The organism is Modicisalibacter muralis, assembly GCF_900102945.1.
Lineage (GTDB): Bacteria > Pseudomonadota > Gammaproteobacteria > Pseudomonadales > Halomonadaceae > Modicisalibacter > Modicisalibacter muralis.
This window is the reverse complement of record NZ_FNGI01000013.1, coordinates 1-19271: the sequence shown is the minus strand read 5'-3', so window position 1 is coordinate 19271 and position 19271 is coordinate 1. Positions and strand designations below refer to the sequence as shown.

General features: G+C 62.0%; 18 protein-coding genes and 1 pseudogene. 9 read left to right on the top strand and 10 right to left on the bottom strand.

From position 1 onward, the window contains the following. Positions 1–7: 7 nt before the first annotated feature. The 4 genes from tkt to BLR92_RS17520 form a co-directional block, all read right to left on the bottom strand. Positions 8–1999, bottom strand: a complete 1992-nt coding sequence (gene tkt, locus BLR92_RS17535; protein ID WP_089730575.1) for a transketolase — start codon at positions 1997–1999, stop codon at positions 8–10. A gap of 18 nt (positions 2000–2017) precedes the next feature. Next, on the bottom strand, positions 2018–2977 hold the full coding sequence (gene tal / locus BLR92_RS17530; protein ID WP_089730574.1) for a transaldolase: 960 nt from the start codon (positions 2975–2977) through the stop codon (positions 2018–2020). A gap of 134 nt (positions 2978–3111) precedes the next feature. Continuing rightward, positions 3112–3765 carry a dihydroxyacetone kinase subunit DhaL gene (dhaL, locus tag BLR92_RS17525; protein ID WP_089730573.1) on the bottom strand — a complete coding sequence of 218 codons (654 nt, stop codon included), beginning with the start codon at positions 3763–3765 and terminating at the stop codon, positions 3112–3114. A 35-nt stretch (positions 3766–3800) separates the two neighbouring features. Beyond that, positions 3801–4925, bottom strand: coding sequence for a dihydroxyacetone kinase subunit DhaK (locus tag BLR92_RS17520; protein ID WP_245704258.1), 1125 nt, complete (start codon positions 4923–4925; stop codon positions 3801–3803). A gap of 293 nt (positions 4926–5218) precedes the next feature. On the opposite strand from BLR92_RS17520, the gene rpiB reads away from it, so the two are divergent. The 7 genes from rpiB to BLR92_RS17485 all read left to right on the top strand — a co-directional run bounded on the left by rpiB (position 5219) and on the right by BLR92_RS17485 (position 12576). After that, positions 5219–5704, top strand: coding sequence for a ribose 5-phosphate isomerase B (gene rpiB, locus BLR92_RS17515; RefSeq protein WP_089730572.1), 486 nt, complete (start codon positions 5219–5221; stop codon positions 5702–5704). Positions 5705–5782: 78 nt separating this feature from the next. Beyond that, positions 5783–6757, top strand: coding sequence for a sugar-binding transcriptional regulator (locus BLR92_RS17510; protein WP_089730571.1), 975 nt, complete (start codon positions 5783–5785; stop codon positions 6755–6757). A 318-nt stretch (positions 6758–7075) separates the two neighbouring features. Next, positions 7076–8188 (top strand): MDR/zinc-dependent alcohol dehydrogenase-like family protein, encoded by a 1113-nt coding sequence (locus BLR92_RS17505; protein ID WP_089730570.1) that lies wholly within the window; start codon positions 7076–7078, stop codon positions 8186–8188. Between the two features lie 5 nt (positions 8189–8193). Beyond that, on the top strand, positions 8194–8850 hold the full coding sequence (locus BLR92_RS17500; protein ID WP_089730569.1) for a DUF2291 family protein: 657 nt from the start codon (positions 8194–8196) through the stop codon (positions 8848–8850). Further along, complete coding sequence (locus BLR92_RS17495; protein WP_089730568.1) at positions 8847–10400, top strand: sugar ABC transporter ATP-binding protein; 1554 nt, start codon at positions 8847–8849, stop codon at positions 10398–10400. The genes BLR92_RS17500 and BLR92_RS17495 overlap by 4 nt, the downstream gene beginning before the upstream one ends. A gap of 41 nt (positions 10401–10441) precedes the next feature. Continuing rightward, complete coding sequence (locus BLR92_RS17490; RefSeq protein ID WP_089730567.1) at positions 10442–11602, top strand: ABC transporter permease; 1161 nt, start codon at positions 10442–10444, stop codon at positions 11600–11602. A gap of 17 nt (positions 11603–11619) precedes the next feature. Then, the gene (locus BLR92_RS17485; RefSeq protein WP_089730566.1) at positions 11620–12576 is read left to right on the top strand and encodes a D-ribose ABC transporter substrate-binding protein; all 957 of its coding nucleotides are present in this window, start codon (positions 11620–11622) and stop codon (positions 12574–12576) included. Positions 12577–12687: 111 nt separating this feature from the next. On the opposite strand, the pseudogene BLR92_RS17480 reads toward BLR92_RS17485, so the two are convergent. The 6 genes and pseudogenes from BLR92_RS17480 to BLR92_RS17455 form a co-directional block, all read right to left on the bottom strand. Further along, positions 12688–13305, bottom strand: a pseudogene (locus tag BLR92_RS17480) (NAD(P)-dependent oxidoreductase); the annotation flags it as partial. Between the two features lie 15 nt (positions 13306–13320). Beyond that, positions 13321–13656, bottom strand: a complete 336-nt coding sequence (locus BLR92_RS17475; protein ID WP_089730564.1) for a Rossmann-fold NAD(P)-binding domain-containing protein — start codon at positions 13654–13656, stop codon at positions 13321–13323. A 124-nt stretch (positions 13657–13780) separates the two neighbouring features. Further along, positions 13781–14845, bottom strand: coding sequence for a class II fructose-bisphosphate aldolase (fba, locus tag BLR92_RS17470; protein WP_089730563.1), 1065 nt, complete (start codon positions 14843–14845; stop codon positions 13781–13783). A gap of 51 nt (positions 14846–14896) precedes the next feature. Next, the gene (locus BLR92_RS17465) at positions 14897–16060 is read right to left on the bottom strand and encodes a phosphoglycerate kinase (RefSeq protein WP_089730562.1); all 1164 of its coding nucleotides are present in this window, start codon (positions 16058–16060) and stop codon (positions 14897–14899) included. Between the two features lie 66 nt (positions 16061–16126). Continuing rightward, entirely contained in the window at positions 16127–17149 is a 1023-nt protein-coding gene (locus BLR92_RS17460; protein ID WP_089730561.1) for a type I glyceraldehyde-3-phosphate dehydrogenase, read from the bottom strand. Between the two features lie 138 nt (positions 17150–17287). Continuing rightward, the gene (locus BLR92_RS17455; RefSeq protein ID WP_089730560.1) at positions 17288–18262 is read right to left on the bottom strand and encodes an MDR family oxidoreductase; all 975 of its coding nucleotides are present in this window, start codon (positions 18260–18262) and stop codon (positions 17288–17290) included. 168 nt (positions 18263–18430) lie between these two features. Between BLR92_RS17455 and BLR92_RS17450 the strand changes: the two genes are divergently transcribed. Both BLR92_RS17450 and BLR92_RS17445 read left to right on the top strand, forming a co-directional pair. Next, positions 18431–18802 (top strand): diacylglycerol kinase, encoded by a 372-nt coding sequence (locus BLR92_RS17450; RefSeq protein WP_089730559.1) that lies wholly within the window; start codon positions 18431–18433, stop codon positions 18800–18802. 168 nt (positions 18803–18970) lie between these two features. Continuing rightward, the coding region (locus tag BLR92_RS17445; RefSeq protein ID WP_139171580.1) for a helix-turn-helix domain-containing protein at positions 18971–19271 on the top strand (301 nt) is incomplete at its 3' end.

Sequence of the window (19271 nt, the reverse complement as noted above, 5' to 3'; positions counted from 1 at the left end):
GTATCGATCAGTCCAGTAGTGCCTCGGCCTGTGCTACGACCCGTTCGACGGTAAAGCCGAAATGTTTGAAAAGATCGGGTGCGGGCGCCGATTCGCCGTATCCGGTCATGCCGATGACGCGGCCATCGAGGCCGACATACTTGTGCCAGTAATCGGCATGCGCGGCCTCGATAGCAATACGTTTGCGTATATGAGAAGGCAGCACCGATTCACGGTAGTCCACGTCCTGCTGATCGAACATCGCCGTGCAGGGCATGGATACCACGCGGACACGCCGGCCCTTGGCTGCCAGCGCGTCGGCGGACTGCATCGCCAGCTGCACCTCGGAGCCAGTGGCGATCAGGATCAAGTCAGGGAAGTCCTGGCAGTCTCGCAGCACATAGCCGCCACGCTCGATATGCGCCACTTGCTCGGTGCTGCGCCGTTGTCCCGCCAACGTCTGGCGGGACAGCACCAGGGCTGTCGGTCCGTCCTGGCGCTTGAGCGCCGCCAGCCAGGCCGCCGCGGTTTCCGTGGCGTCGCAGGGGCGCCAGGTGGCCAGGTTGGGTGTCACGCGCAGGGCGTTGAGTTGCTCGACGGGCTGGTGGGTCGGGCCGTCCTCGCCCAAGCCGATCGAATCGTGAGTATAGACGAAGACCACCTGGCGTTTGGCCAGGGCCGCCATGCGCACGGCGTTGTGCATGTATTCCATGAAGGTCAGGAAGGTGGCGCCATAGGGGATGAAGCCGCCATGCATGCTGATGCCGTTCATGATCGCGCCCATGGCGAATTCGCGCACGCCATAGTGCAGGTAGTTGCCCGCGGGGCTTGTCGGGGAAATGGCCTCGGCGCCGTCCCAGAAGGTCAGGTTGGATGGCGCCAGATCGGCGCTTCCACCCAGCAGTTCGGGAAGCCTTGGCGCGAGGCGATTCAGTGTCTGCAGGGAAGCCTTGCGTGATGCCAGGCTCTCGCACGCCCGTTGTGCCTGTTCGATGACTTGCGCGCCGTCGAGATCGCCGGGCAACTCGCCGTTCCAGCGACGTTGGAGTTCCCTGGCTTCACTGGGAAATGTTTCGCTGTAACGCGCGAAACGCGCCTGCCAATCCGCCTCCCTTTGGCTGCCTTTGTCGATGGCGTTCCAGCCGGCATAGATATCGTCCGGGACGTGAAAAGCCGGATGTGGCCAGTCGAGCCGCTCCCGGGCGGCGGCGACTTCATCGTCGCCCAGCGCGGCGCCATGCGTGGCCTCGGTGCCCTGTTTGTTGGGCGCGCCGAAGCCGATGACGGTCTTGCAGATAATCAGGCTGGGGCGGTCATCCTGGCGCTTGGCGAGTTCGATGGCTTGATCGATCTGCGCCGGGTCATGGCCATCGACATCCGCCGCCACATGCCAGCCGTAGGCCTCGAAACGCTTGGCGGTATCGTCGGTGAACCAGCCCTTGACGTCGCCGTCGATGGAGATGCCGTTGTCGTCGTAGATGACGGTCAGCTTGCCCAGCCCCAGCGTCCCCGCCAGGGAGCAGGCCTCATGGCTGATGCCTTCCATCAGGCAACCATCGCCGACGAAGCACCAGGTGCGGTGATCGACGATCGTGTGATCGGGGCGATTGTATTGGCTGGCCAGCGTGCGTTCGGCAATCGCCATGCCGACGGCGTTGGCCAAGCCCTGGCCCAGCGGCCCCGTGGTCGTCTCGACACCGGGGGTATAACCCAGCTCGGGGTGGCCCGGCGTGCGCGAATGGAGTTGCCGAAACTGTTTCAGGTCGTCGGTCGTCAGGTCATAGCCGGTCAGGTGCAGTAGCGAATAAAGCAGCATCGAGCCGTGACCGTTGGAGAGAACGAAGCGATCGCGATCCTGCCAGGTGGGATTGGCCGGGTTGTGCTTGAGATGATCGTTCCATAGCACTTCGGCGATATCGGCCATGCCCATCGGTGCGCCGGGGTGGCCTGAATTGGCTTTTTGCACGGCATCCATCGATAGCGCGCGGATGGCATTGGCAAGCATGAAACGAGAAGGCATCGGTCGGCTCCGTGGCAGTTATCGCAGGTTCATGCGCTTAGCGATCAGCTTCTCGAGAGAAGCCTGATCCTCGGCGAAACGACGGATGCCCTCGGCCAGCTTGTCGTTGGCCATGGCATCCTGATTGTGGTTCCAGCGGAATTCGCTTTCGCCCAGCGGGGCGGGCGGTTGGGTATGCCGTCCCGGGAACTCGATACGCCGGTTGACCGGCCCGTGGCTGCTGCCGAGTTCCTCGAGAAGCGCCGGAGAAATGGTCAAGCGATGGCAGCCCGCCAGCGCCAGGACCTGGTCGACGGTGCGGAAGCTGGCGCCCATCACCACGGTCGCGTAATTGCCGCCATCGGCGACGTTGCAGACATCGCGAACGAAGCGAACGCCAGGGTCGTCGTCCGGCGTGAATTGCTGCCCGGTCTCCTTTCGGTACCAGTCGGTGACTCGCCCGACGAAAGGGGATATCAGGTAGACACCGGCATCGAAACAGGCCTGAGCCTGAGCGCGGCTGAACAGCAGCGTCAGGTTGCATTGGATGCCTTCTTGCTGCAGACGCTCGGCGGCGCGGATGCCCTCCCAAGTCGATGCCAGCTTGATCAGCACCCGGTCGCTGTCGACGCCGGCCCGGTCATACAGCTCGATCAGCTCGTGGGCCTTGCGAATGCTGGCCTGGGTATCGAAGGACAGCCTGGCCGCCACCTCGGTCGAGACTCGTCCGGGAATCAGGCCGGCAATTTCACTGCCGATGGCCACGGCGAGGTGATCGACGCCACGTTCGATGCGCGCCTGTGATTCCTGCGTGCCGTTTTTGAGCTGGGCCAACGTGCGATCGATCAACCCCTGATGACCGGGAAGGTCGAATGCCTTGAGAATCAGCGATGGATTGGTGGTGGCGTCATGCGGTTGATAGCGTTTTATCGCGTCGAGGTCGCCGGTATCGGCCACCACCAGCGAAAGGGCTTTGAGTGCCTCGAGTCGGGACGACATGGCATAACTCCCGGCGTGATCTGCAATCGAAAAATGGCGGTAGCGCCGAGGCGCTACCAGGAAGTGGGCAAGAATGTCGAAGCTTTGAGAATGGACGAGCCGGGACGCGGGCGCCGATTCGGCGACTCGTCGATTCAGGCGGCGGCCGTTTCCAACCGTGACTCGGTGCTGTCGGCGAGCTGGGTGAGCAACAGGCAGCACGACACGGCGCCGGCATCCAAGTGGCCTTTCGATCGCTCGCCGAGGCGCGAAGCGCGGCCGATTCTGGCTTCCAGGTCCTTGGTGGAATCTCGACCCTGTTGCGCGCCTGTTTTCAATGCTTGCAGGGCAGCGGGAAAACTTTCTCCCGCTTCGATGGCTTTTTGATAGGCAGCGATTGCCGGCGTCAGCGTATCGATCAGGCATTTATCGCCAACCTGGGCATCGCTGATGCCCTGCAGTGCGGTCTGTCCACCGCTCAGCATGTCGCCAAATGCCTTGGCGTCGATGGTGTCCTTGTCCTTCACGGCATTGGCCATGCCGAGGAAAAAGCTACCGTAGAGCGGCCCCATCGAGCCGCCTATCGAGCCCATCAGTGTCGTCGCCAGATTACTCAGTGCCTTGTGCAGCGATAGCTGCTTTCCTTCGATGGCTTCACCGCAAAGACGAAACCCCTTGGCCATGTTGATGCCATGATCGCCATCGCCAATTGCACCATCGACTTCACTCAGGTAGGTGCGATTTTCAAGGATGACACCGATAAGTTCGTCAAGGATTTCCGTGCCGTTGGATGCGTTCAAGAACTGCATTGTTTTCTCCTGGATACCGGGTCAGGCAGGGATGTTTATTGCGTCATGGCTAGGGAGCGGCACGGAGCGTCGAGCAGGGCCTTCAGTTCGTCATCGAGTTTCACCACGGTCAATGACGCGCCCATCATGTCCAGCGAGGTGAAATAATTACCGATATACGTCCGGTGTACCTTGATTCCCTCGGCATCCAGTCGGTCGGCGACATGCGAATACAGCAGGTTGAGTTCCATGACCGGCGTCGCGCCGAGTCCCGATAGCAGCACGGCGACTTCGCTGCCATTCTCGAACGTCCGGTCGGCGAGAATCGGGCCGCACATGGCGCTTGCCATGGCATCGGCGTCGGTGAGCGGTGCTACCTCGATACCCGGCTCGCCGTGGTGACCGATGCCCAGTTCCATCATGCCGGGGTCTATCGAAAAGTTGGGCTTGCCATTGGCGGGAATGGTGCAGCTACTGAGGCCGACGCCGATGCTCGAGCACGCATCGACGGCTTTCTGCGCCAGTCGTATGACTTCATCCAGGCTCTCGCCGCGTGCCGCGGCAGCGCCGCCGACCTTCCACATGATGATTTCGCCGGCCACGCCACGCCGCTTGTCACGCTGATCGGCGGGCGCCGAGGCCACGTCGTCGCGCGCGACGACGGTCTGGACGTCGATGCCCTCCATTTCAGCCATCTGCCGGGCCAGTTTCACGTTCATGTTGTCGCCCGCGTAGTTGCCATAAAGACAAGCGACGCCCTGGCCGCGATTCGCGGCGCGAAACGCTTCGAGAAAGGCGTCGGCGGTGGGCGACGAAAAGACCTCACCGATCGCCACCGCATCGCAGAGACCCTCGCCGATATAACCCAGGAAAGCAGGCTCGTGGCCCGAGCCGCCACCCGTGACGACGCCCACCTTGTCCACGGTCTCTCCCGAGAACTTCAGCACGCGGGGATGCTCGGTCGCGGCGTAAAGATCGGGGGACGCGCGCCTGTACCCTTTCACGGCATCGTCCACCACGTTGTCGGGATCGTTGATGATGCGCTGCATGGCGGTGTCCTCTTGTTCGTTGTTGTCGCGAATCGGGTCGCGCTTGGCCGAAGGGTCATGATGGCGTCGCTCGAATGCCAGTGCCAGGAGCGGTAGCGCATGACCCGTAACGGCTTCAAAATAATGTTCCAAAGATGATCAAATGTTTAAGCTTTGGTGTTGCTTGTGTCAAGCGAGCTTGGAGGTTTCCTGATTAAGACTTTGGTAGTGAGCTTTCAATACTTTCTGTAATTTATCCATTAAAACAGTTCGTTATGTTTTAAGAATATTAATCTATGCAGAATTTTGCGCTGTCTTTGCCACGTTGCAAAGCGCTGTTCGATTGCTCTTGGGCTTTACAAAAGATCATATGGTGATATTTTGAACAAACGATGGCCGGGATCATCCTGGCGGGTTTGCATGGTTAGATAGGGAGGCGCGGGTTCATGGCTAAAGACGATGTGTCGTTGCGGGTTGCCCTGGGGGGTGACGAGGCGGCGTACGAACTCAAGGAGGCGCTGCGTGAGCATATCGCTGCCCTGGGGCACGAGGTGCACGATTTCGGCACCTACAATGCACAGCCGGTGCTGTATGCCGATGTAGCGGTTCGCGTCGCCAGGTCGATCGCCGCAGGCGAGTTCGAGCGGGGCATCCTGGTCTGTGGCACCGGGATCGGCGTGGCGATATCGGCCAACAAGGTGCAGGGGATTCGCGCGGCCCAGGCACACGACACGTACTCCGCCGGCAAGGCGCGCTCCAGCAACGATGCGCAGATTCTGGCGCTCGGCGCGCGCGTCGTGGGGCCTGAATTGGCCAAGAGCATCGTCACGGTGTTCCTGGGTACGCAGTTCCACGGCGGGGCGTCGGCGGAAAAGGTCGCGCGCATTGCCGACTATGAAAAAGAGGCGTTTCGCGACCGTCCCGAAACGTGAGCCGAGTGTCGAAGCCAGTCGCGAAGCCTGTGGTATCTTGTGCCGGTCACTACTGCCCGGTTGCACAGGAAGGTTGCCATGAATGAGCGCTTCGAGAACGCCGATATCTCGTTGATGACGGAAATTGCCACGCTGTATTACGTCGAGGGCGAGACCCAGGAGGTCATCGCCAATCGTCTGGGCATTTCGCGGGTCAAGGCGGGGCGCCTGCTCAAGCGAGCTCATGCCGAAGGCATTGTCGATGTCAGGGTGCGGCAGCACCCGGCGGTGAGTGCCGAGATAGAGCAGGAGTTGATCCGGCGCTTCGGTATCAAGCGCGCCTTGGTCGCCCTCGATCACGCGGACCCCGACGTGCAGCGCTCGGGCGTGGCCAGCCTGGTGGCCGATCATCTGACGCGCCGGTTGCTCGACGGCACCATCGTCGCGGTCGGCATGGGGCGCAATGTCGGCGAGGTGGCGGACAACGTCTTCGGGCAGGGCGAGCGGCAATGTTCGTTCGTCTGTGCGATCGGCGGGTCGCTGCGCGCCGGGGAGTACATGAATCCCGACCATATCTGCCGGCGCCTGGCCATGAAGTTCGGCGGCGACAGTGAAACGCTGTATGCCCCGGCGCTGGTGCAGAACTCCGCATTGCGCGACGCCATGTATGAAAACCCCACGGTTCGCCAGACCCTGGACCGTGCCCGTAGGGCCGATATCGCCCTGATTGGCGTGGGTGACCTGAGTGAAGACAGCAATATGGTTCGCATGGGCTGGTTTTCCCCGCAGGAGATTGCCGAGGCCAGGTTGTCAGGAACCGTGGGCGACATGATGGGCTACGACTTCATCGACATTCACGGCAAGCCCTCGGCGACCCCCATGCAGGGGCGCGTGATCGGCTTGACTATCGTCGACCTGGCGCGGATTCCCGACGTCATCGCGATCGCCAGCGAGAATACCAAGGCGGCCGGCATCCTGGGCGCGTTGCGTACCGGGGTCGTCGACACGCTGGCTACCAGCGTCACCAATGCCCATACCATTCTTCGTCTGGATGAGGCGACTGCCGCTTCCTGACCGGCGCGCCATGATCCGTCCTTGTGTCTCGTAGCCAAGCGGCTCTCGTGCGAGCGGCTTGTACTCCATGGTTGTTCATATGATCATGTTGTGATTTTTATGAACAGGCATTCCTAACGATGCTATTCGTAAGCCATCGCTAAGAAATTCGTTTAACAATCCCTTTTAATAATAAAAATCAATCTATTAATGGATATATCCTAAAGTATAAGACAAAAATCACGTCGCCGACATTGACCCAGCTATACTGAAAAGCGTTAATTCATTTGAGCATTAGTGGATCAAATGATAAATCAAGCGTGATCAGTGGAGGCCGTCATGAACGAAACGCTTACCCAGTCCTCTTCGGCGGACATCGCTATCCCCACAACGATGCGCGCGATCGTCGCCTACGCCCCCGGCGATTACCGGCTTGAGGAAGTCACGGTGCCCGAGGTCGGCGAGAAGGAAATCCTGATCAAGGTCGAGGCCTGCGGCATTTGCGCCGGCGATCTCAAGGCCTTCGAAGGGGCGCCGAGCTTCTGGGGTGACGATACCCAGCCTGCCTATATCAAGGCGCCGATGATCCCCGGTCATGAATTCGTCGGCCATGTGGTCAAGATGGGCCCGGGCGTCAAGGGCTTCGAGATCGGCGACCGGATCATCTCCGAACAGATCGTGCCGTGCTGGGATTGCCGCTTCTGCCATCGCGGCCAGTACTGGATGTGCGAAAAGCATGATGTCTATGGCTTCCAGAACAACGTCAACGGCGGCATGGCCGAATACATGAAGTTCCCCAAGGAAGCGATCAATCACAAGCTGCCGGAAGACGTGCCGGTGGAAAATATCGTGTTGACCGAGCCGTTCTCCTGCTCCATGCACGCGGTGCAGCGGGCGCAGATCCAGTTGGGTGACATCGTCGTGCTGTCCGGCGCGGGCACGCTGGGCCTGGGCATGATCGGTCCCGCCAAGAAATCCGGCCCGGCCAAGCTGGTGGTCCTCGATCTGCACGGCGAGCGGCTCGAGCTGGCCAAGAAGTTCGGCGCCGACGTGGTGCTCAATCCGCGTGAGGAGGACGTGGTCCAGATCGTCAAGGACATGACTGACGGCTACGGCTGCGACATCTACATCGAAGCCACTGGCGCGCCCCAGTCGGTGGAGCAGGGGCTTGCGATGCTGCGCAAGCTGGGCCGTTTCGTCGAGTTCAGCGTGTTCAAGGACCCGGTCACCGTGGACTGGAGCATCATCAGCGATCGCAAGGAACTCGATGTGCTCGGCGCCCACCTGGGGCCCTACTGTTACCCGCATGTGATTGAGGGCATCGAGAGCGGTGACTTTCCCACCGACGGCGTGGTCACCCACAAGTTACCCCTGGAAGATTTCCACAAGGGTATTGAGCTGATGAAGAACGATTCCAGCGCCTTGAAAATCATGCTGATACCAAGCGAGTGAATGCCATGAATTCACAAGCCGACATCAGAGCCGTGGAGCGGCCCCGCAAGGGGCGTGGCGTCGCGCTGGCAATCGCTGCCGCGGTCGCCCTGGTGGGTGCCATGGCCCTGGACACCACAGTCGTGCCGATCGGCTCCGAGAAGGCTGCCTCGGACGGTGCGTTCTCGGCCGAGCGATACGGCGCCGAGCAGTTTCCGAGCATTCAGCAAAGCGTCGAGAGCCGCGCCGTCGAGGCCACTACGCTGGCCACCGCCATTGCCGAGGACAAGGCCGCGGCGGGCGAGAAGTATGGCGTGTCGGCCGGTATCGGCCCGGTGATACCCGTTACGTTCACCGGTGTCGTAGGCGAGGGGAGTTCCGGTATCTACGAGGTCGATGTCGAGGGCGTGCCCGATGAACTGACGATCCGCGTGCAAACCGGCCCGGCCATCAATGGCACGGACCTGCGCGATGCCACCGGCAATATCGAATTTGGCCAGTTCACCAACCAGATCGAGTACCAGAATGCCGGCGCGGCGATCAACGACGCGATGAAGGCGCAGGTTCTGTCGGATATCGACACCGCCGACCTGACCGGCAAGACCCTCTCGGTCACCGGCGTCTTCAAGCTGATCAATCCGAAGAACTGGTTTGTCACGCCAGTAAGGCTGAGCGTGCAATGAGCCACAACGCTTCCACCCATGCAGCCACCGAAGCCGCCATCGGCGAGGCCGTGCTCTCGGCGCGCAACATCGCCAAGTCCTTCGGTAGCGTGCACGCCTTGAAAGCGGTGAATTTCGACGTCCACCGTGGCCAGGTCACCACCCTGTTCGGCGAGAACGGCGCCGGTAAGTCGACGCTGATGAAGGTTCTCTCCGGGGTGATCCAGCCCACTTCGGGCGAGATCATCCTCGATGGCGAGCCGGTGACCTTCTCCTCGACCACGCAGGCGCAACGGCGCGGCATCTCGATCATTCACCAGGAGCTGAGCCTCGCGCCGAACCTGAACGTGCGCGACAACATCTTCATGGGCCGCGAGCTGGGCGGCGTCAAGGGCGTCGACTACGCGGAAGAGGAGCGTCAGACGCGCCTGTTGATGGAGGAGTTGGATGAGCCGATCGATCCACTGACCCTGGTTGAGGACCTGCGACTGGGGCAGCAGCAGATCGTCGAGATCGCCCGCGCGCTGTCGGTCGACTCGCGCATCCTGATCATGGACGAGCCGACCTCGGCGCTGAGCGCCTCGGAAGTCGAGGTGCTGTTCCGGGTGATCCGCGACCTGAAGAGTCGCGGCGTCTCGATCGTCTACATTTCCCACCATCTCGAGGAAGCGCTGCAGATCACCGACCACGCGGTGGTGCTGCGCGATGGCGCGATGACCGCCTACGCCGAGCGCAAGGATATCGACCTGGAGTGGATCGTGCGCAACATGGTCGGCGAGAACTTCGATCTTGGCACGCCGCCGAGCGGCTACCGCATGGGCGAGGTGGCCCTGTCGCTCGAGAACGTGAGCGTTGCGGATGCCACGGTGCCGGAACGCTCGGTCGTCGATCGCCTGTCGTTGAGCGTGCGCGCCGGCGAGATCGTATGCATATACGGGTTGATGGGCGCCGGACGCACCGAATTGCTCGAAAGCGTTGCCGGGCGCGTCGCCATGAGCGAGGGGCGGGTGGTGCTGGAGGGCGAGGAGATTTCGCGGCTGAGCATTGCCGAGCGGATCGCCAAGGGGCTGGTGCTGGTTCCCGAGGATCGCCAGCGCGATGGGCTGGTGCAGACGATGTCGGTGGGGGAGAACCTGTCGCTCGCCAGCATCGGGGCATTCACCAAGGGACTGTTCACTTCGCGGCAGCGCGAACAGGCCGTCGTCGACGATTCTATCGACAACGTCCATATCAAGACCGATGGCGGAAATGCCGCCATCGGGTCGCTGTCCGGCGGCAACCAGCAGAAGGTCGTCATCGGCAAGATGCTGGCGACGCACCCGCGGGTCGTCCTGCTCGACGAACCCAGTCGCGGCATCGATATCGGTGCCAAGGCCGAGGTGTTTCGTCTGCTCAGCGAGGGGGCCGCCCAGGGCTTGGCGGTGATCTTCTCGACCTCCGAGGTCGGCGAGTGCCTGAGCATTGCACACCGAATCGTGGTGATGAGTCGCGGCAGGATATCGGCGGAGTTCGGCGCCGACGTCACCAAGGAAGAGATCATGGCCGCCTCGGGTGAAGCCGTAGTCGCTTGATACATGAGTCGCTTGATAAACGAATAGCGGAGTTAACAACAATGACTGATATCAGCCAAGCCGCGGAAAGCTCCCGTTCGAGGTTGTTCAGCGGCAACATCGACCTGGGGCGCCTGTTGCTCGAGGGCCGGGCGTTTTTCGCCCTGATTGCGATCATCGCCATCTTTTCGATGCTCTCACCGGTCTACTTCTCGGCGAACAATTTCCTGGTCATGTCATCGCATGTGGCGATTTTCGGACTGCTCTCGATCGGCATGCTGCTGGTCATTCTCACCGGTGGCATCGATCTGTCCGTAGGCTCCACGCTGGGGCTTGCGGGTGTGTTCGCCGGCTTTCTGATGCAAGGGGTATCACTCGAAGCCTTTGGCGTCACGCTTTATCCGCCGGTCTGGGTGGTCGTCATTCTGACCTGCGTGCTGGGTGCCTTCGTCGGTGTCATCAATGGTGTGCTCGTCGCCTACTTCAAGGTGCCGGCCTTCGTTGCGACGCTCGGCATGCTCTACGTCGCGCGTGGCGTTGCCCTGCTGATGACCGACGGTCTCACCTTCAACAATCTTGGCGGCAGCCCGGAGTTGGGTAACACCGGGTTCGACTGGCTGGGCTTCAATCGGATTCTGGGTATCCCGGCCGGTGTGCTGATCATGGCGCTCGTGGCTATCGTCTGCATTCTCGCGCTGAGCCGGACTCCCTTCGGGCGCTGGATCTACTCCACTGGTGGCAATGCACGCGCGGCGGAACTCTCCGGGGTGCCCGTCAAGCGCGTCCAGGTGTCGGTCTATGTATTGTCGGGCATCTGCGCCGCCATCGCCGGCCTGGTGCTGTCATCGCAGTTGACCTCGGCGGGGCCGACGGCGGGCACGACCTACGAACTGACCGCCATCGCCGGCGTGGTCATCGGCGGCGCGGCGCTGACCGGTGGGCGTGGCAATGTGCGCGGCACGCTGCTCGGTGCCTTCGTGATCGGCTTTCTGGCCGATGGCCTGGTGATCATCGGCGTGTCGTCCTACTGGCAGACGGTGTTCACCGGTGCCGTCATCGTTATCGCCGTATTGCTCAACAGCATTCAATACCGCGGTCGGAAGAAGCGCTCGGAGCCTTCCGACGGCGACACGTCCTCTTCGCGCGAGGGAGCCCGGACCCGAGTGGCCGATCCCGCTGCGGAAAGCACCGTCGGTAAGCCGGCACCACAACCACAAAAGTAAAAGTAAGGTGACCCACTATGTTCATGAAAGCAAAGCGCCTGCTGATTGCAGCGGTTGCCGTGACTGTCCCGTTACTCGCGGGTGTCGCGTCGGCCCAGGATCAGGGGCTGATCTCGATCATCGTCAACGACCGCTCGAATCCTTACTGGTTCACCGAGGCCAAGATCGCCAAGGAAACCGCCGTGGAGCTTGGTTATCGGGCGAAAGTCAGCTCCCACAAGGGTGACACCAACACCGAAAGCCGCCAGATCGACACGGCGATCACCAATCAGGCCGATGCCATCATTCTCGACCCCGCCAATGCCGATGGTTCTATCGGTGCGGTGCGCAAGGCCGTCGATGCCGGCATTCCGGTGTTCATCATCAATGCCGAGATCAACCAGCAGGGCTTGGCCAAGGCACAGCTCGTCTCCAACAACGCGCAGGGGGCGGCATTGGGTGCCCAGCAATGGGTGCAGATCGTCGGCGACTCGGGTAAGTACGTCGAACTCAAGGGCCCGCCCTCCGACAACAACGCCGCGACGCGCTCCAACGGTTTCGAAACCGTGCTCAGCCAGTATCCGGAGCTCAAGAAGGTCGCTTCGGACGTCGCTAGCTGGGATCGCACCCAAGGCTTCAACAAGATGCAGAGCATGCTGCAGGCCCATCCCAATATCGATGGCGTGATCAGCGGCAACGACGAGATGGCGCTAGGCGCGATCTCGGCACTGAAACAGGCCGGCAAGCTCGACGAGGTGGTGGTCGGCGGATTCGACGGCTCTCCCGCCGCCATCGACGCGATCAAGGCCGGCGAACTGGCGTACACCGTGCTCCAGCCGGTGGCGATCTTCGCCGAAAGAGCGGTCCAGTTGGCGGATACCTTCATCCGCACGGGCGAGATTCCCCTCGATGGCGAGAAACAGCTCTTCGACTGCTTCCTCATCACCCCGGACAACGTCGATCAAATGACCTCTCCGTTCGTGCTCGAGCAATGACGTCGTCGAGGGCGCGCTCACGCGCGCTCTCGATCCGGCTACGGTGACAACCAGACAGAAGAAGCTGTCAGTGAAATACATCACTTGCGTGCGGTATAGCATGCAGGAAGTTCAGTAGCCTCGCTGGCTATCCACCAAAGGTTCCAGCGGTTCGCCGGCCTCGACCCGGCGCAGGCATTCTTCGAGATGCTCGGCCACGGCCTGTGGCGTCGGCCGGCAGGCATCGTGTGGTGTGACCAGTACACCCGGGTGATCCCAGAAAGGGTGCTCGGGCGGCAGCGGCTCGCTGGCAAACACATCCAACGATGCACCCGCCAAATGGCCGCTATTCAGCGCTTCCAGCAGATCCGCTTCGATGAGCTGCTCGCCCCGACCCAAGTGAATCAGTACGGCGCCCTCGGCCAAACGCTCGAACAGCGGTCGTGCCAGCAAGCCTTGTGTCTGCGGCGTCAACGGCAGCAGGTTGATCAGGATGTCGGTACGCGGTAGCAGGCTATCCAAGCCTGCCTGCCCACACATCACTTCGATGCTGGCAGACTCCGGTGTGTCGTGATGGCTGCGCCGCACACCGGTGACCCGGTAGCCCATCGGCAGCAGCGCCTGCGCCACGGCGCGCCCCATGTGGCCATAGCCTAGAATCGTGACCTGCATGTCGGACGGAGCGCGGTAGTTCAGATTGCGCCAGCGATGCTCGCGCTGGTGGCGTAAATACGTGCCGAAATGGCGATGATGACAAAGTACATGCTAGGCCACGAAACCCGCCATCGTCTGTTCCTGAGCCTTGCTGACCACCCGCGTGATCGGCACATCAGCGGGAAGGCTCGGGCAACTCACCAGCCGGTGCGCGGCGACCGAAACCGAACAGATGAACCGCAGGTTGGGGTAGGGCGCGAAAGCATCATCGGCCGGGTCGAACGTCAAGGCGAACTCGATGGCTGCCGGGTCGCTCACCTCGTCGGGCGAGAGCAGTTCGAGGCGCGGGCGATGACGCATGATGCCCTCGCCGAAGTGAGCGAGGATATCGAAATCCTGACACAGCACCACGCCTCGTATCGAGCGGTTTACCCCTTCCTTCGACATGTTGGGCTCCTTCGTGAACGTGGATACTTCCAAGCTAGCAGGCCTATCGGAACATGAGCTCCATCAACGAAAACAGCCCTGCTCCAACGTTGGAGCAGAGCTGTTTTTGTCAGGCGCTGCGAATTTACTTCACGCTGGGATCCAGCTCGCCCTTTTCATAGCGCAGGAACATCTGCTCCAGGTTGAGCGGATTGATCTTGCTGGCGTTGCCGGCGGTGCCGAAGGCCTCGAAGCGGTCGATACACACATCGCGCATGGCGCTGACGGTTTCCTTGAGGAACTTGCGCGGGTCGAACTCGGCGGGGTTGTTGGCCAGAAAACGACGCACGGCGCCGGTGGAGGCCAAGCGCAGGTCGGTGTCGATGTTGACCTTGCGCACGCCGTGCTTGATGCCTTCGACGATTTCCTCGACCGGCACGCCGTAGGTTTCGGGGATATTGCCGCCATACTCATTGATGATTTCGAGCCATTCCTGCGGCACCGAGGAGGAGCCGTGCATTACCAGGTGAGTATTGGGGATGCGCTCGTGAATCGCCTTGATGCGTGAGATCGACAAGGTATCGCCGGTCGGCGGCTTGGTGAACTTGTAGGCGCCATGGCTGGTGCCGATGGCGATGGCCAGGGCGTCGACCTGGGTCCTGGCGACGAAATCGGCGGCTTCTTCCGGGTCGGTCAGCATCTGCTCATGGGTGAGTTGGCCTTCAGCGCCGATGCCGTCTTCTTCGCCGGCCATGCCGGTCTCCAGGCTACCCAGGCAGCCCAGCTCGCCCTCCACCGAAACGCCGCAGGCGTGCGCCATCTCGACGATGCGCCGGGTCACGTCGACGTTGTAGTCGTAACTGGTCGGGGTCTTGCCGTCCTCGCCCAGTGAGCCGTCCATCATCACCGAAGAGAAGCCGAGCTGGATCGAGCGCTGGCACATCGCGGGGCTGGTGCCGTGATCCTGGTGCATGACCACCGGGATATGCGGAAATTCCTCGACGGCGGCGAGAATCAGGTGACGCAGGAAGGGCGCTCCGGCGTATTTGCGCGCGCCGGCGGAGGCCTGGACGATGACCGGCGAGTCGGTCGCATCGGCGGCTTCCATGATGGCACGCATCTGCTCGAGGTTGTTGACGTTGAAGGCGGGCACGCCATAAGCGTGTTCGGCGGCGTGATCCAGTAGTTGACGCAGGCTGATGAGGGCCATGAATTCGTATTTCCTGAACGATTGGGATTGAAGGGGTGGCTGTCTCGGGTGTTAACTGGCGGCGTTTTCCAGGGCCACGACGGCGGGAAGCTGCTTGCCTTCGACGTATTCGAGGAAGGCGCCGCCGCCGGTGGAGATGTACGACACCTGCTCTTCGATGGCGTATTTGTCGATGGCCGCCAGGGTGTCGCCGCCACCGGCGATGGAGAAGCCGTTGCTCGCGGCGATGGCTTGGGATAGCGCCTCGGTGCCCTTGCCGAACTGGTCGATCTCGAACACGCCGACCGGGCCGTTCCACAGGATGGTGCCGGCGTTTTTCAGCATGTCGCCAAAACGCGCGGCGGTATCGGGACCGATATCCAGGATCATCTCGTTGTCGGCAACTTGATCGACCGGTTTGACGGTGGCCTCGGCGGCTTCCGAGAACTCGCTGGCCACCACGACATCGCTGGGCAGCGGGATCTCGACCTTGGCCATGAGTGCCTTGGCCTGATCGAGCAGGTCGGCTTCATACAACGATTTGCCGACGTTGTGCCCGGCGGCGGCGATGAAGGTGTTGGCGATACCACCACCGACGATCAACTGGTCGCACTTGTCGGAGAGTGCGTTGAGCACCTCGAGCTTGGTCGAGACCTTGGAGCCGCCGACGATGGCGACCATCGGTCGTGCCGGGTTGGCCAGGGCCTTTTCCAGCGCCTCGAGTTCCTTGGCGAGCAGCGGGCCGGCGCAGGCAGCCGCGGCGAAGCGAGCCACGCCGTGGGTCGAGGCCTGGGCGCGGTGGGCGGTGCCGAAGGCATCCATCACGTAGATGTCGCAGAGCCTGGCGTAGGCGCGTGCCAGCGCCTCGTCGTCTTTCTTCTCACCGCTATTGAAGCGCACGTTCTCGAGCAAAACGACCTCGCCATCCGCGACCTCGACGTCGTTATCCAGATAATTCGCCTCGAGACGCACCGGCTTGCCGAGCAGCTCACCGAGATGTTCGGCGACCGGGGCCAGCGAGAACGCCTCATCGGGCTGGCCTTCGCTGGGGCGACCCAAGTGGCTCATCAGCAATACCTTGGCGCCGGCATCCAGCGCCGCCCGAATGGTCGGCAGGCAGGCGCGGATACGCGCATCGCTGGAGACGCGGCCCTGCTTGATCGGCACATTGAGGTCTTCGCGGATCAGCACGCGTTTGCCGGCGAGTTCCAGGTCGGTCATCTTGCGCACGTTCATGGTGGCGGGTTTCCTCTGTTACACGGTTTGGCGGGCCGGATGAAATTGGCGTGGGTCGCCGAGCGCTCATCGGCCCGCGTCGAGTTCCTTGATGCGCCGGGCGACATCGAGCATGCGGTTAGCGAAGCCCCATTCGTTATCGAACCAGCTCAGCAACTTGACCAAGTGGCCACCGGCGACACGGGTCTGGGTGGCGTCGACGATACCCGAGCGCGGGTCGTGATTGAAATCGACCGAGGCCAGCGGCTCCTCGGTGTAGCCGAGGCGTCCGGCCAGGCGGTCGAGGCTCGCCTCGCGCAGCAGCGCGTTGACCTCATCAATGGTGGTGCGGCGGCGCACCGAAAGCGCCATGTCCATGGCCGAGACGTTGATCGTCGGCACGCGCACGTGCAGGCACTCGAAGCGCCCGGCGAGTTCCGGCATCAGGCGCTCGATGCCGCGCGCCAGGCTGGTATCGACGGGGATGATCGACTGCATCGCCGAGCGCGTCAGGCGCAGATCGGACTTGTGGTAGGCGTCGATCACCGGCTGGTCGTTCATCGCCGAGTGAATGGTGGTGGTCACGCCGTGCTCGATGCCCAGCGCCTCGTTGAGCACGGTGAGCACCAGGATCAGGCAATTGGTGGTGCACGAGGCCGCCGAGACGATGCGCATCTCGCGGCTCAGTAGATGCTCGTTGATGCCACCGACGATGGTCGCGTCGACGTCGGATTCGGCGGGCTGCGAGAACAGTAGCCGCCTGGCGCCGGCGTCGATATGCCGCTCGGCGGTGGCGCGATCCTTGAAGCTGCCGGAGCATTCCAGCACCAGATCGATGTCCAGCTCGCCCCACGGCAACTCGCTCGGCTCGGGTTCGGAGAGGATGGCGATCGGCTGGCCGTTGACGATCAACTGGCCGTCGTGGGTCTCGACACGCCCGGGAAAATGGCCGTGGGTGGTGTCGTAGCGGGTCAGGTAGGCGATGGTGTCGAGATCGGAGAATTCATTGATCGCCACCACCTGAAAACCCAGTTCGGGGCGTTCGACCAGTGCACGCAGGACGCATTGGCCGATACGACCGTAACCGTTGATGGCGATGCGGTAGGGCATGAGCAGTGGGCTCGACGAGTCGATGGAACATGAAAGGCAATCGGAAACGTCGATTTTAGCGCAAATGCGGGTCGGCTGACCAAGGGTTGCGCCTCGCTCACTGTAAAATGCGGCGAGGCGAGCGCTATCCCAGGATATCTACTGGTGTGGGTCGATCAATAGCCGGCCATGGATATCGCCGTTGAGCAGCGCTTCGGCACGCTCGGCGATCAGATCCATGCCGATCTCTTCATACTGCATGGTGGAGAACAGCTCCTCGGGCAACTCGGCAAGGCGCTGCCAGGCACGGCTGCGTTGCTCGAAGGGGATCATCACGCTGTCGGTGCCGAGCAGCGAGACGCCACGCAGGATGAACGGCATGACGGTGGTCGCAAGTTCAGTGCCGCCGGCCAGGCCGACCGCCGCCACGCGACCATTGTAGTCCATGCGCGCCAGCACATTGGCGAGCACCTGACCGCCGACGGTATCCACCGCGCCGGCCCAGCGGCCTTTTTCCAGCGGGCGCGGCTCGCCCTCCAGCTCGGTGCGGTCGTGAACGTCGTAAGCGCCGAGTTCCTTGAGCCACTGGCCCTGATCGGGCTTGCCGGTCACCGCATGCACCTCGTGACCGAGCCGCGAGAGCATCTGCACCGCCCAACTGCCCACCCCACCGGTGGCGCCGGTGACGAGTATCGCGCTGTGCTGGGCCAGGCCAGCTTCCTCAAGGCGCATCACGCAGAGCATGGCGGTCAGCCCGGCGGTGCCGAGCAGCATGGCGTTCTTCGTCGTCATCCGTTCGGGGCACGGTACCAGCCACTCGGCGTCGACGTTCATGCTCTCGGCGAAGCCGCCCCAGTGACGCTCGCCGACGCCCCAGCCGGTAACGATCACCTTGTCGCCGGGGCGGTAGCGCTCATCGCCGGATTCACGCACATGGCCGGCAAGATCGATCCCCGGCACGAACGGATACTCGCGCACGATTTTGGCCCGGCCGGAGACCGCCAGTGCATCCTTGTAATTGAGATCGGAATAGTCGATATCGACGCTGACCGCACGGTGCGGCAATTGATCGTCGTCGATCGTCTCGACCCGGCTACGTGGGTCTTCGTCCTTGAGCATCAATACGCGAGGCATGGCACCCTCCCTGAATGAGCAGGCTTGCAATGGTTTCAGCCTAGCCTCGCATTCACGGGCGCGACAACGCGACCATTGGGTCAGTCGGCGATCCACATCGGGAAGGGTGGCGACGGGCAAGCCCTCTGCTACCATCGCGAGACTATCGATGACCCGCGAGACTGGAGCATGAAACCAAGCGACACCGGCTGGCGCCATCTGGTGCATTCGACCCGCTATTCGATGAAGGGCTTCAAGGCGGCGTTTCTCAACGAGGCCGCCTTTCGCCAGGAGCTATTGCTGTGCGCGCTATTGTTGCCGTTTGCCTGGTGGATCGGCGAGACCCCGGTGCAGTGGATCCTGCTGGTGGGTAGCTGCTTTCTGGTGTTGATCGTCGAGCTGCTCAACAGTGCCGTGGAAACCGCCATCGATCGCATCGGCCTGGAGCATCACGTGCTCTCCGGGCGCGCCAAGGACATCGGCTCGGCGGCGGTCATGCTGTCGCTGATGATGGCCGGAATGACCTGGGGGTTGCTGCTCTGGCAGCGTCTGATGGGCTAGTTATCAGTTTTATATATCCTGAGTATGGTCGGTATCCCCTATGGATGTTCGGATCGTCAACCGCGATAAAGTGGCATGCGCCGGGTTTTTCGGTCAGCACGCCACGTGCCCCCCTGATGAACTGCACCCCGAAAGTTGGACACCCAATCCAACCTTCGGGGTGTTTCTATGAGCAATCGGTACGACGAGTGGTTCAAGCTGCGGGTGGTGCAGCAGTGTTTACGTGAGGAGACCAGCTTAAGGGAAGTGGCACGTCAGCACTGCCTGGATGCGTCCACCGTACGGCAATGGTTGGACAACTACCGGCAGCATGGCGTGACGGGGCTGCGCAAGAAATACACACACCGCAGTGCGGCTTTCAAGCTGGCAGTACTTGAGAGGATGTGGCGAGATGGCTTGTCACATCGTCAGACTGCGGCCCTGTTCGATATCCGTGAGCGCCGCGCTATTGGCAGATGGGAGCGTCAGT